The 14,866-nt window shown below is 69.8% G+C and carries 2 protein-coding genes; both read left to right on the top strand.

The annotated features are described in order from the left end of the window. The first annotated feature begins 192 nt into the window (after nt 1-192). Nucleotides 193-12,915, top strand: a complete 12,723-nt coding sequence (locus AB0I53_RS47145; protein WP_358617098.1) for an SDR family NAD(P)-dependent oxidoreductase — start codon at nt 193-195, stop codon at nt 12,913-12,915. Nucleotides 12,916-12,938: 23 nt separating this feature from the next. Beyond that, nucleotides 12,939-14,866, top strand: a 1,928-nt coding sequence (locus tag AB0I53_RS47140) for a type I polyketide synthase (RefSeq protein WP_358617095.1), incomplete at its 3' end; no start/stop codon positions are given.

The raw sequence follows: 14,866 nt of genomic DNA, 5'->3' as shown, positions 1-14,866 counted from the left end.
ACGCTGAATCCCGACAACGACGACACCACCAGCTACGTCACCGCCCTCACCCGCGCGCACACCACCGGACTCAGCCCCAACTGGGCCACGCTCCTCCCGCGAGGTCGTGTTCTCGACCTGCCCACCTACGCCTTCCAGCACGAGAGGTACTGGCTCAACCCGCCGACGACCGAGCGACCCGAACAACTCGGCATGGCCACCACCGGCCATCCCCTGCTCACCGCTCGAATCACCACACCTCACACCGGCGAAACCACTCTCACCGGGCGCATCTCGCTCAACACCCATCCCTGGCTCGCCGACCATGCCGTCCAAAGCAACGTCCTGCTCCCCGGCACCGCGTTCCTCGACATGACGCTGCACGCCGCCGCACAACTCGACTGCACCGTCGAAGAACTCACCCTCCACACACCACTCACGCTCCCCGACCACGGACACATCGCCCTCCACATGGCCATCACCGCCGAGGAGAGCGATCGACGAGCCGTCGCGCTCTACTCCCGGGCGCCTGGGCCGGAAGAGGTCTGGACGCGCCACGCCACCGGCACGCTCGCCGCCGCGGAGTCGTCCACCGCGGCGGCGAACCTCGCCGCCTGGCCACCGGCAGGTGCGGTGCCGGTCGACGTCGGCGATCTCTACGACCGCCTGGCCGATCACGGTTTCGGATACGGGCCGACCTTCCAAGGGCTCCACACCGCCTGGCGGCACGGCGACGACATCTACGCCGAGGTCGCGCTTCCCGACGACCACGGCACCAACGGCTGGGCAGTTCACCCCGCGCTCCTCGACGCCGCGCAACACGCCGGCCTCATCGGGAACGATTCGAAGGACCACCGCACCCGCCTGGTCTTCTCCTGGTCGGGCGTGCGCATCCACGGCGACGCTACGACCGGTCTTCGGGTGCGCCTCCGGCACTCCGGCACCGACTCGTTCCAGCTCGACCTGGCCGACCACAATGGACTTCCGGTCGCCACCATCGAATCGCTCGCGCTGCGGCGGGTGACGAACGCCGTCCCGAATGACAACGGCATCCTGCGCCTGGACTGGGTGCCGCAGGCGTTCGACGACACCGACGCACCGGAGATGCACTGGGCGCTGATCGACTCGGGTGTCGCAGCGTTGCGCGACGCCGTGGCATCCGGTGAGCCGGCTTCGGACATCGCGGTGCTCGACCAACGCGAACTCGCCGCCGAGGGCGACGTCGTGCGGCTCGTCGGCGAGGTGTCGCAACGGGTTGTGGCGGAGCTGCAGGCCTGGCTGGCGGCTCCGCACCTCGCCGGAACGCGCCTGGTGCTGGCGACTCGCGGTGCGGTGGCGGTGCAGCCGGGTGAGGTGCCGGACCTGGTGACGGGGCCGTTGTGGGGCCTGCTGCGGGTGGCGCAGAACGAGCACCCCGACCGCTTCGTGCTCGTCGATACCGACCCCAATGGCGATCACGACGAGCCGTGGCGCGCCGTCGATGCGGCTGTGCGCCGTGGTGAATCGCAGATCGCGGTGCGCGGCGATGCCGTGTTCGTGCCTCGCTTGGCACGCGCCGACTCGCGGAACGAGCTGGTGGTCCCGGATGCGGGGTCGTGGCGATTGGACGTGTCCGAGCGGGGCAGCATCGACAACCTGCACCTCGCGGAGTTCCCGCAAGCCGAGGCCCCGCTTGCGGCCGGTCAGGTGCGGGTCGCGATGCGGGCGGTCGGGGTCAACTTCCGCGACGTCCTGAACACCCTCGGCATGTACCCGGGGACCCCGCCTCTCGGCGTCGAAGGTGCCGGGGTCATCACCGAAACCGCCGACGACGTGCCTGGTCTGCGGGCCGGGGACCCGGTTTGGGGCATCGTGCCCGGCGCGATGGGCCCGCTGGCGGTCACCGACCACCGGCTCTTGGCTCCGCTACCCGAGGGGTGGAGCTTCGCCCAGGCCGCCGCAACGCCTGCGGTGTTCCTGACCGCCTACTACGCCCTGCACCACCTCACCACGGTGCAGCCCGGGCAGAAGGTCCTGGTGCACGCCGCCGCGGGTGGCGTCGGCATGGCCGCCGTCCAGCTCCTCCAGCACTACGGCGCCGACATCTACGCCACCGCCCACCCCACGAAGTGGGCTCTCCTGCGCGAACTCGGCATTCCCGCAGATCACATCGCGTCGTCCCGCAACCCGGACTTCGCCACGCAATTCCCCCCGGTCGACGTCGTCCTGAACTCCCTCACCGGCGAACTCCTCGACGCCTCACTCGACGTGCTGAAAGAGGGCGGGCACTTCATCGAGCTCGGCAAGACCGACCTCCGCGATCCCAGCGAACATCCGGGGTTGCGCTTCCACGCCTTCGACCTCTCCGAGATCGATCCCGCTCATCTGCAGGGCATGCTGGCCGACCTCACCCGCCTCTTCGAACGCGGGCCGCTGACCGCGTTGCCGGTCACGGCGTGGGACATCCGGCAGGCGCCGGAGGCGTTCCGGTATCTCGCCAACGCCCGTCACACCGGCAAACTCGCGCTCACCATTCCTGCCGCACCCGATCCGCGCGGCACCATCCTGATCACCGGCGGTACCGGTGCCCTCGGCAGCGTCCTCGCCCGGCACCTCGCCGCACGTCACCCCGACTGCCACCTCCTGCTGGCCAGTCGGCAGGGACCGGCCGCGCCCAACGCCGAGAACCTCCGCGACGAGCTCGGCGCCACAGTCACCATCACGGCCTGCGACACCGCCGATCCGCACCAGTTGACCGAGCTGATCGGCAACATCCCGGCCGAGCGCCCGTTGACCGGCGTCATCCACACGGCCGGTGTCCTCCACGACGCGCCGATACACGCCCTCACACCCGAACAGCTCGCGACCGTTCTCAAGTCCAAAGTGGACTCCGCCTGGAACCTCCACCACGCCACGCAGCACCACGACCTGGCCTTCTTCGTCCTCTACTCCTCGGCCGCAGGAATCTTCGGCAACCCAGGACAAGCCAGCTACGCCGCCGCCAACACCTTCCTCGACGCACTCGCCCAACACCGCCACAACCACGGGCTCCCCGCGCACTCCCTCGCCTGGGGCCCCTGGAACACCGACAGCGGCATGACACAGCACCTCACGCATGCCGACCAGCAACGCATGGCGGGCGTCGGTGCCCTGCCTTTCGACCCGGATAGTGGCGCGGCGGCGTTCGACGCGGCTCGCACGCGGCCAGAGCCGTTCCTCGTGCCGCTCCGCCTCGACATGACATGTCTTCGGTCCGCCCCGGCGATTCTCGACGATCTCAAACCCCGGCAGGCCAACAAGCGGCGTTCGGGCGAAACGAACCGCACGTTGGAACAGCTTCTCGACGGCCTGACCGAGAACCAACACGAACACGCCCTTCTTCAGGTGGTCCGGCGCGAGGCCGCCGCCGTTCTGGGGCATTCCGGCGCCGAGGCGATTCCGGCCGACCGCGTGTTCCTGGATCTCGGCTTCGACTCCCTCACCTCGGTGGAACTCCGCAACCGGCTCGCCACGGCCACCGGCCTTCAGCTCCCCACCACCCTCGCCTTCGACCACCCGACACCCGAAGCACTCGCCGGCTACCTCCACCGCCAACTCCTCCCCCGAGCCCAGCAAGCCACCACCCCGGCTCGCGCCGCCACCACTGACGAGCCGATCGCCGTCGTCGGCATGGCGTGCCGCCTGCCCGGCGGTGTCCACTCACCGGACGAGCTCTGGCAGCTCCTCACCAGCAACAGCGACGCCATCACCGGCTTCCCCACCAACCGCGGCTGGAACCTCGCCACGCTCTTCAGCGCCGACCCCGACAGCCCGGGCACCAGCTACACCCGGCGCGGCGGATTCCTCCACGAGGCGGACGAGTTCGACGCCGCGTTCTTCGGCATCAGCCCCCGCGAAGCCGCGACGATCGACCCGCAACAACGGCTGCTGCTCGAAACGTCGTGGGAAGCGCTAGAACACGCGCACATCAACCCGAACTCCTTGCAGGGCAGCCGAACCGGTGTGTTCACCGGCGTGATCTACCAGGACTACGGGGGACGGCTCACCGGCCGCGTGCTCCCGGAGTTCGAGGGCTATCTCGGCAACGGGAGCACGGGCAGCATCGCATCGGGCCGCGTGTCGTACACCTTCGGCATGGAAGGCCCGGCTGTCACGGTGGACACCGCTTGCTCGTCGTCGCTGGTGGCGATGCACCTGGCGTGCCAGTCGCTGCGCTCCGGTGAGTCGAGCTTGGCGCTCGCCGGAGGCGCCAGCATCATGGCCACGCCCACCCCGTTCATCGAGTTCAGCCGCCAGCGCGGCCTCGCGCAGGATGGCCGTTGCAAGGCGTTCTCCGCCAACGCAGACGGCACTGGCTGGGCCGAAGGCGCGGGCGTGGTGGTGCTGGAACGGCTGTCCGACGCGCAGCGCAACGGCCACCGCATCCTGGCCGTGATCCGAGGCAGCGCGGTCAACCAGGACGGCGCTAGCAACGGGCTCACCGCCCCCAACGGGCCCTCGCAGGAACGTGTTATCCAACAAGCACTGGCCAACGCCGGGCTCACGCCCGCCGACGTCGACGCCGTCGAAGCCCACGGCACCGGAACATCGCTCGGCGACCCCATCGAAGCCCAAGCGCTCTTGGCCACCTACGGCCGGGACCACACCACCGAACGCCCCCTCTGGCTCGGATCGCTGAAATCCAACATCGGCCACACCCAAGCCGCCGCAGGCGTCGCCGGCGTCATCAAAATGATCCAAGCCCTCCACCACAACCAGCTGCCCGCCACGCTCCACGCGGACAAACCCTCGACCCATGTCGACTGGAGCAGCCGCACTCTCGCACTGCTCACCGAAGCCCAGCCTTGGCCCGAAGGCGACCGCCCTCGCCGAGCGGCCATCTCGTCCTTCGGTGTCTCCGGCACCAACGCCCACCTCATCCTCGAACAGGCACCACCAGAAGAGTCCACACAGGACGATGAGGGCTCAGCGATCGTGCCATGGATGATCTCCGCCAAGACGCCGGAAGCGCTTGAAGCGCAAGCGGAACGCCTGCACGCTCATCTCCGCGACCGGAACGACTGGTCACCCGTCGAGGTGGCCTGGTCGCTGGCCACCACCCGGGCCACCTTCGAGCACCGGGCCGCCGTTCTCGCGGCTGACCGCCAAGAATTCCTGGCAGGACTGGAAACCCTCGCCCACGCCGAAGAAAGCTCTCTCGTAGCACGAGGTGTCGCGGCAGGCGATCCGAGCGTGGCGATGCTGTTGTCCGGGCAAGGCAGCCAACGACCCGGAATGGGCCGGGGACTCCACGAGGCGTTCCCGGTATTCGCCGAGGCCTGGGACGAGGCGTGCGCGCACCTGGATCCACTACTCGGATTGGACCGGCCACTCACCGACATCGTTTTCCACGGCGAGCCTGCCGAAGTGAACGACACACTGGTCGCACAACCCGCGCTGTTCGTGCTGCAAGTCGCACTGTTCCGCCTGCTCGAACACCACGGCATCACCCCCAACTACCTCATCGGCCACTCCATCGGCGAACTCACCGCCGCCCACTTGGCTGGTGTGTTCTCCCTGCCCGACGCCGCCGTCCTGCTGGCCGCGCGGGCCAGATTGATGCGCACTCTGTCCGATACCGGGGTCATGGCCGGTATCCATGCCGGAGAAGCCGAGCTCACCGCCGCCCACCCCGAGCTCCTCGATCCGCACAGCGGCGTCTCCATCGCCGCGATCAACAGCCCTCGGCTCACCGTCATCTCCGGCGATCCCGATCCCGTGCACGCCATCGCCGAGCACTGGCGAAGCCTGGGACGCACCGCCAAGGAATTGCACACCAGCCGTGCGTTCCACTCGCCCCACTGCGATCACATCCTCGACGAGCTGGAACACACCGCACAGCAGCTGACCTACCACCCGCCGAAGATCCCGATCATCTCCACCGTCACCGGGACTCCCACCGACGACATCACCACACCGGCCTACTGGGCCCGCCAGGTGCGCGAGCCCGTCCGCTTCCACCCGGCCCTCGCCTGGCTGCACCAGAACCACGCCGTCACCCACCACCTCGAACTCGGACCCGACGCCACCCTCACCACCCACGCCCTGACCAGCCACGACGAGACGCCCAGCCTTCCCACACAACAGCCCGGCGTCGACGGCGCCACCGGTTACCTCACCGCCCTCACCCACGCCCACACCACCGGCCTCTCGCCGCACTGGCCCGCGGTGCTCCCCCCGGTTCGGACCGTCGACCTGCCCACCTACGCCTTCCAGCGCCAGCCCTTCTGGCTCAACCCGCCAGACGACCACGGCATCGATACCGGCGCCGACGCCGGTTTCTGGACCGCCGTGGAGGACAACGATTCCGGCGCGGTCGCGAAGGCACTCGACATCGCTCCCTCGACCCCGCTGCACGAGGTCGTGCCCGCCTTGTCGGCGTGGCGTCGGCGTCAGCGCGACGAGGCCGCGCTGAGCTCGTGGCGCTACGAGATCCAGTGGCGCCCGGTGCCCGCCCAGGAGAAGCCCGTTGTCCTGCAAGGAAACTGGCTGATCATCAGCACGCCCGACACCGACCGGGAAGTGCTCGACACCGTCACGCAGGCCATCACCGAGCACGGAGCCGAGGCGCACGCGGTCCCGGTCGAGAATCCGCTCGCTAGAACGGAATTGGCCGACCTCCTCCGAGGCGAGGCTCCGGCGGGCATCGTCTCGCTGCTCGGCGCTCCGTCCAGTGGTGCGGCCGACGGCGCGGTCGCCGCCACGATCACGCTCGTCCAGGCGCTCGGTGACGCCGGCATCACGGCCCCGTTGTGGTGCCTGACGCGAGGCGCGGTCGGCATCGACGAGCACGACCAGCCACCCAACCCCGACCTCGCGGCGCTGTGGGGCCTGGGACGCGTGATCGCGCTCGAACACCCCGACCGCTGGGGCGCGCTGATCGACCTCCCGCTCCGCCCCGACCGCCGGGCCGCAGCATCTCTCGCCGCGATCCTCGCCGACCGCGCGGAGGACCAGGTCGCCATCCGCCCGGCAGGCGCCCACGTCGCACGGCTGGCCTGGGTGCCCGCGACGACCGGCTCCCATTGGCAGCCCGGCGGAGCCGTCCTGGTGACCGGGGCTTCACCTGGCGTGGATCGCCTGACCGGACTGCTGGGCGAGCAGGGCATCGCCACGACTCAGGACGCCGGCCGCACGGTGATCCACCTCGTTCCCGGCGAAACGCCCACCGGTCTCCTGGCGACCACGGACGCCGTGGACGTCGAAGCGACGATGCGGCACTCGATCACCGAGCTCGCCCGCCTCGATGAACTGCTCGTCGACGGGCAGATCGAGACGCTGGTCATCCTCTCTGCCGTGACGGACGCCTGGGGCGCCGAGGGTTTCGCGGCGGGGGCGGCGACCAGTGCCTGGGTCGACGCGCTGGTTCGTCGGCGCAGGGCGGCTGGGCTGCGCGTGGTCTCGGTCGAGTGGGGCCCGTGGGCCGACTCGGACGATGCCGAGGCAGCTCGGCGGCGGGGCTTGCTCGGGATGTCGCCGGAGCTGGCTGTCGCCTCGTTGCGGCAGGCCCTCGACAACGACGACCACATCGTCGCCGTCGCGGATGTCGACTGGAACCGGTTCGTCGCGTCGAACGCGTCCCGCTGCTACGCCGACCTCGCCGAAGCCGACCACGACGCGGCCGCACGGGCCGACGAGCCGCACGCCGCGCTGCGCGAGCGAATCACCGGCCTCCCCGAGAAGGAACAACGCCGGGCCGTGGTGGAGCTGGTGCGCAGCGAGGTCGCCGCCGTGCTGGGTCATGCCGATCCGGCAGCGGTTCCGGCGAACCGGCCGCTGCAGGAACTCGGCTTCGAGTCCCTCACCGCCGTCCAGTTGCGCAACCGCCTCGCCAAGAGCACCGGGTTGCGGTTGTCGGCGACCCTGGCCTTCGACCATCCCACGCTCGCGGCCCTGGCCGACCACGTCCTCGGCCACCTCGTGCCCGAGGCGCCGGCCGCCGCGCCCGTTGCCGCGCAGTCGGCCGCCGGCGAGGCCATCGCGATCGTGGGCATGGCGTGCCGGCTGCCCGGCGGCGTGGATTCGCCGGAGCGATTGTGGGACCTGGTCAGCTCCCGAACCGATGCGATCACGCCGTTCCCGGCGAACCGCGGCTGGGACCTCGCCGGGATCTTCGACCCCGACCCGGATGCCGTCGGCAGGACCTACGTCCGCGACGGCGGATTCCTGCACGATGCGGCCGCGTTCGAGCCGGAGTTCTTCAGCATCAGCCCCCGGGAAGCGCTGGCGATGGACCCGCAGCAGCGGTTGGTGCTGGAAACCGCCTGGGAGGCGTTGGAGCGCGCCGGCATCGACCCGGCGACGCTCCGCAGCACACCGACCGGCGTCTTCACCGGCACGAACGGTCAGGACTACGCCGCGGTGCTGCGGCGCGAGCAAACGCCGGGCGAGCTGGAGCCGTTCGTCGGCACCGGCACCACGGCGAGCGTCCTGTCCGGCCGCGTCGCGTACATCCTGGGATTGGAAGGCCCGGCGGTGACCGTGGACACCGCCTGTTCGTCGTCGCTGGTGGCGATGCACCTGGCGTGCCAGTCGCTGCGCTCCGGCGAGTCGAGCCTGGCGCTCGCCGGAGGCGCCAGCATCATGGCCACGCCGGACGTGTTCATCGAGTTCAGCCGCCAGCGCGGGTTGGCGCGAGATGGGCGCTGCAAGGCGTTTTCCGCGGCAGCGGACGGAACCAGCTGGTCCGAGGGCGTCGGCGTGGTGGTGCTGGAACGGCTCTCCGACGCCGAACGCAATGGCCACCGCGTTCTAGCGGTGTTGCGTGGTAGCGCGGTCAACCAGGACGGCGCCAGCAACGGGCTCACCGCTCCTAACGGGCCCTCGCAGGAGCGGGTGATCCACCAGGCACTCGCCAACGCCGGGCTCACACCTGCCGACGTCGACACCGTCGAGGCGCACGGCACCGGGACGTCCTTGGGCGATCCCATCGAGGCCCAAGCGCTGCTGGCCACCTACGGCCGGCACCACACCGTCGAGCGTCCGCTGTGGCTGGGATCGCTGAAGTCCAACATCGGCCACAGCCAGGCCGCCGCAGGCGTCGCGGGCGTCATCAAGATGGTGCAGGCACTCCACCACGACGAACTGCCTGCAACGCTGCATGCCGAGGAGCCTTCGCCCCACATCGACTGGAGCAGCGGCACTCTCGCGCTGCTCACCGAACCCCAGCCGTGGCCGGAGAACGGCCGACCGCGTCGCGCCGCTGTCTCATCCTTCGGCGTCTCCGGTACCAATGCGCACGTCATCCTCGAACGCCCAGCGCAGGCTGCGGAGCACACGGTGCCCGAGGTTGCGGATACTGACGGGATCGTGCCGTGGGCCATCTCCGCGAAGACTCCGGAGGCCCTTGAAGCACAAGCAGAACAACTGCACCGCCGCCTGCTGGAGAACCCCGACTGGTCGCCCGCCGAGGTGGCGTGGTCGCTGGCCACCACCCGAACCGCCTTCGAACACCGCGCAGCGATCTTCGGCAGTGACCGCAAGGAACTGTTGGCAGGGCTGGAAAACCTGGCTCGCGCCGGAGAAGATCCGGACACAGTGCGGGGTATCGCGGTGGACGAGCCCGCTGTGGCGATGTTGCTGTCGGGTCAAGGCAGTCAACGGCCTGGCATGGGACGCGGCCTGTACGAGGCGTTCCCAGTGTTCGCTGAAGCATGGGACGAAGCATGCGTACACCTGGACCCACTACTCGGCTTGGACCGGCCCCTCACCGACATCGTGTTCCACGGCCAGCCCGCCGAAGTCGAGCAGACACTCATCGCACAACCCGCACTGTTCACACTGCAAATCGCACTGTTCCGGCTGCTCGAACACCACGGAATCAGCCCGGACTACCTCATCGGCCACTCCATCGGCGAACTCACCGCCGCCCACCTCGCCGGAGTGTTCACCCTGGCCGACGCGGCTGTCTTGCTGGCAGCACGAGCCCAGCTGATGCAGAACCTCCCCACCCACGGAGTTATGGCCGGCATCCAAGCCAGCGAACACGAACTCACCGAAGCCCACCCCGAACTCCTCGACCCGCACAGCGGCGTCTCCATCGCCGCCATCAACACGCCTCAATCCACCGTCATCTCCGGTGACGCCGACCGGGTGCGAGCCATCGCCGAACACTGGCACCAGCAAGGCCGCACCACCCGAGAACTGCACACCAGCCGAGCCTTCCACTCACCCCACTGCGAACCACTGCTCACCGAACTCGAACAGACCGCTCGTGAGCTGACCTACCACCCACCGACCATCCCGATCATCTCCACCGTCACCGGAACAACCACCGACAACATCACCACACCCGACTACTGGGCCCGCCAAGTACGCCAACCAGTCCGCTTCGCACCCGCACTCACCTGGCTCCACCAACACCACAACGTCACCCACCACCTCGAACTCGGCCCCGACACCACCCTCACCACCCTCGCGAACACCACCCACGACACACCCAGCCACGCCACCCTCAAACCCGACACCGACGACACCACCAGCTACGTCACCGCCCTCACCCACGCCCACACCACCGGACTCAGCCCCAACTGGGCCACACTCCTCCCGCGAGGTCGTGTTCTCGACCTGCCCACCTATCCCTTCCAGCGGCGGGACTTCTGGGCGTCGCCGCAGCCGTTGAGCGGCCGTGCGGAGGATCTGGGCTTCGAGGGAACCGGCCATCCGTTGCTCAACGCGCGCATCGATGTGCCGCAGACCGGTCAGGCGATCTTCACCGGTCAGGTCACGCAAGACACGCCGCTGTCGGGCACCGCCGCCCTCGACATGGCGCTGCACGCAGCCAGCCAGCTCGGGCACGTGCTCGACGACTTCACCGTCCACACTGCACAGATCGCCCCGCACGCTCGCACCGTGCTGCAACTGGCCGCCACACCAGGCGACAACGGCGATCTCGCGTTGACCCTCCATTCGCGCTGCGAGGGCGGCGATTGGACGCTGCACGCCGCCGGCCGCCTCCGAAGTGACACCTCGGACGCAGAAGGCATCGCCGCTCCGGTGGATCTCCAGGGCTTCTACGACGAGATCGCCGACGGCGAGGCCTACCAGGCCGGGACCGCGGGACTGCGAGCCGCGTGGCGCTACGACGGCCCGACCGATGTGCATCTCGATGTCGTGGACGAGGCCGGCCGCCCGGTGGCGGACGTGCGGCTCGACCTCAAGGCGCTCACCGCCGGCCCGGCCGACTCAAACCGCCTGTTCCGGCTCGTCTGGCGGCCTCTCGCCCAGCGGACCGAGGCGGTGGACCTGGGCTGGATCGTGCCCGGGCAGGACTCGGCGGTGCCCGACGACGACGTGGTCGTGGTCGATCAGCGCGATCACCGGGATCTGGCCGCCGACATCCCGGCTCTCGTGGGGCAGCGGATCCAGCAGCTCCTCGACTTCGTGCAAGCGTGGCTGGGCCGGGATGCCGAGGCCGGCTCGCGGATCGTGCTGCTCACCCGCAACGCGGTCACCGTCCACCCCGGCGAAGTGCCGGACCTCGGCACCGCTGCGCTGTGGGGGTTGCTGCGTCCCGCGCAGACCGAGCATCCCGACCGGATCGTGCTGATGGACGTCGACGATCCGGACGCGGCACCCGAAACGATCGCCCGGACCGTCGCAACGGCGCTGCACCACGGGGAACAGCAGGTCGCGCTCCGGGACGGAGAGCTGTTCGCCCAGCGCCTGGCGCCCGCCGAGCCGACCGGCGGCGGTTCCGCTCGCGGACTCGACCCGCAGGGCACCGTGCTCATCACCGGCGGCACCGGCGCCCTGGGCAGCCTGGTCGCCCGCCATCTCGCGGTGACGCACGAGGGACCTCTGCTGCTGGTCAGCCGCCGGGGACCGGCCGCCTCCGGCACCGAGCAGCTCCTCGGTGATCTGGCCGCGCTCGGTGCCCGGGCGGAGATCGTCGCCTGCGACCTCACCGATCCGGCGGCCCTGGCCGGGCTACTCGAAAGCATTCCCGGAGAACACCCGTTGACCGGCGTCATCCACACCGCCGGCGTCCTGCGGGATGCGCCGGTGCACGCCCTCCGGCCCGACGATCTGACGGCCGTGCTGGCTCCCAAGGTCACGGCGGCGTGGAACCTGCACGAGGCCACGCGACGGTACGAACCGTCCGCGTTCGTCCTGTTCTCCTCCGCCGTGGCGATCTTCGGCAATCCGGGGCAGGCGAACTACGCCGCGGCGAACGCGTTCCTCGACGCCCTCGCTCAGCACCGCGGCCATCTCGGCTTGCCCGCGCACGCCCTGGCTTGGGGGCCGTGGCAGATGTCGAGCGGCATGTCCACCGACCTGAGCGAGGTCAACCTGGCAAGGATGACGCAGGCCGGCATCGTTGCGCTGCAACCCGAGGACGGCCTCCGGCTGTTCGACGAGGCCTGCAGCACTCCCAGCACACACCTGCTCCCCCTGCACCTCGATGCGACGACCCTGCGCGCCTACGCCCGCGCGAACCCCGTCCCACCGCTGCTGACCGAGTTCGTCCCGGGGCAACGCACGCAACGCTCCGCGGCCGAGTCGCTGCACCGGCGCCTGGCCGGGCTGTCGGAGTCGCAGCAGTTCGAGGCGCTGCTGGACCTGGTGCGGGATCAGGTGGCGGGCGTGCTCGGCCACACCTGCCGGGACGCCGTGCCCGAGGAACGGCCGTTCCTCGACCTCGGCTTCGACTCCCTGACCTCCGTCGAACTCCGCAACCGGATCACCGCCGCCACGGACCTGCACCTGACCACCACCCTCGTCTTCGACCACCCGACACCCGCCAAGGTCGCCGCCTTCCTGCACCGGGAGCTCATCGGCGAGCCGGCCGGAATCCCGCCGCAGAACGGGAACGGCCAATCCGCCGAGGAGCCCGCGACGGCGGTTCCGGCGGCGGACATCGACGCCATGGACGTGGAGAGCCTGGTGCAAAAGGCATTCGAGAGCAGCGGGCGCTAGCCCCCGGGAATCAAGGGACCGAAATGGAAACCTCACGGGACAAGCTCGTCGAAGCGCTGCGACTGTCGCTCAAGGAAAACGAGTCGCTGCGCCGACGGCACCAGCAGTTCACCGCGGCGGCCAAGGAACCGGTGGCGATCGTCGGCATGGCGTGCCGGCTGCCGGGCGGCGTCCGCTCCCCCGAGCAGCTCTGGCGGCTGGTGAGCTCCGGCGTCGACGCGATCGCGGGCTTCCCGGTCAACCGCGGCTGGGACCTGGACACGCTGTTCGACCCGGATCCCGATGCCGCCGGGAAGTCCTACGCCCGCCACGGCGGCTTCCTGCACGAGGCCGACGAGTTCGACGCCGCGTTCTTCGGCATCAGTCCCCGCGAGGCGGTGGCGATCGACCCGCAGCAGCGGCTGCTGCTGGAGACGTCGTGGGAAGCCCTGGAACACGCCGGGATCGCGCCGGCATCGCTGCATGGCAGCCGGACGGGTGTGTTCACCGGCGTGAACTACCAGGACTACGGCGGCCGGCTCGCGCTGTGCATCCCGGAGGAGTTCGAGGGATATCTCGGCCACGGCAGCGCGGGCAGCATCGCCTCAGGCCGCGTGTCGTACACCTTCGGGCTTGAAGGCCCGGCGGTCACCGTGGACACCGCGTGCTCGTCGTCGCTGGTGGCGATGCACCTCGCTTGCCAATCGCTGCGCTCCGGGGAATCAACGCTCGCACTGGCCGGCGGTGTCACGATCATGGCGACGCCGACTCCGTTCATCGAGTTCAGCCGTCAGCGCGGGCTGGCGCGGGACGGCCGTTGCAAGGCGTTTTCCGCCGATGCGGACGGAACCAGCTGGGCCGAGGGCGTCGGCATCATCGTGCTGGAGCGGTTGTCGGAGGCCGTGCGCAACGGCCACCACGTACTGGCGGTGATCCGTGGCAGCGCGGTGAACCAGGACGGCGCCAGCAACGGCCTGACCGCGCCCAACGGCCCTTCTCAGGAACGCGTCATCCTGCAAGCGCTGGCCAATGCCGGGCTCACCCCCGCCGACGTCGACGCCGTTGAAGCGCACGGCACCGGGACGTCGTTGGGCGATCCGATCGAGGCACAGGCGCTGCTGGCGACCTACGGCCGGCACCACGGCGCCGAGCGGCCGTTGTGGCTGGCATCGTTGAAGTCCAACATCGGCCACACCCAAGCCGCTTCCGGAGTGGCGGGCGTCATCAAGATGGTGCAGGCCCTCCAGCACGGCCGGCTGCCTTCCACCTTGCACGCCGAGGAGCCCTCGCCCCACGTCGACTGGAGCAGCGGCAGCCTCGCGCTGCTCACCGAGCCGCAGGCGTGGCCGGAGACCGATCGCCCGCGCCGCGCCGCCGTCTCGTCCTTCGGTGTTTCCGGCACCAACGCCCACCTGATCCTCGAACAGGCGCCACCAGATCGGTCCACACAGGACACCGCGATCGTGGTCAGCGGAGCGGACACCGACGATCCGGCGCCGTGGGTGATCTCCGCCAAGACACCGGAAGCGCTTGAAGCGCAAGCAGAACACCTGCGCGATCATCTCCGCGGTCGGGACGACTGGACGCCCGCCGAGGTGGCCCGGTCGCTGGCCACGACCCGCACCCACTTCCCGCACCGCGCCGCGATCATCGGCGTTGATCGTCAGGAATTGCTGGCAGGGCTTGATGATCTGTCCCGGGGTCGGGACGCGGCCGGGATCATCCGCGGCCTGGCGACCAATCGCCGCAGCCGCGTGGCCATGTTGTTGTCCGGTCAGGGCAGCCAACGACCGGGAATGGGGCGGGGCCTGTACGAGGCGTTCCCGGTGTTCGCCGAGGCCTGGGACGAGGCATGCGCGCACCTGGACCCGCTACTCGGCTTGGACCGGCCGCTCACCGACATCGTGTTCCACGGGCAATCTGCTGAGGTTGAGCAGACACTCGTCGCACAGCCTGCGCTGTTCGTGCTGCA

Origin of the sequence: Saccharopolyspora sp. NPDC050389, from assembly GCF_040655595.1 — a bacterium.
Lineage (GTDB): Bacteria > Actinomycetota > Actinomycetes > Mycobacteriales > Pseudonocardiaceae > Saccharopolyspora.
This window is presented reverse-complemented; position numbering and strand designations above follow the sequence as displayed.

Excerpts from the sequence above, each read along its gene's own strand:
- AB0I53_RS47145 (WP_358617098.1), top strand. The coding sequence starts at position 193 with ATGGCCACCACCGGCCATCCCCTGCTCACCGCTCGAATCACCACACCT.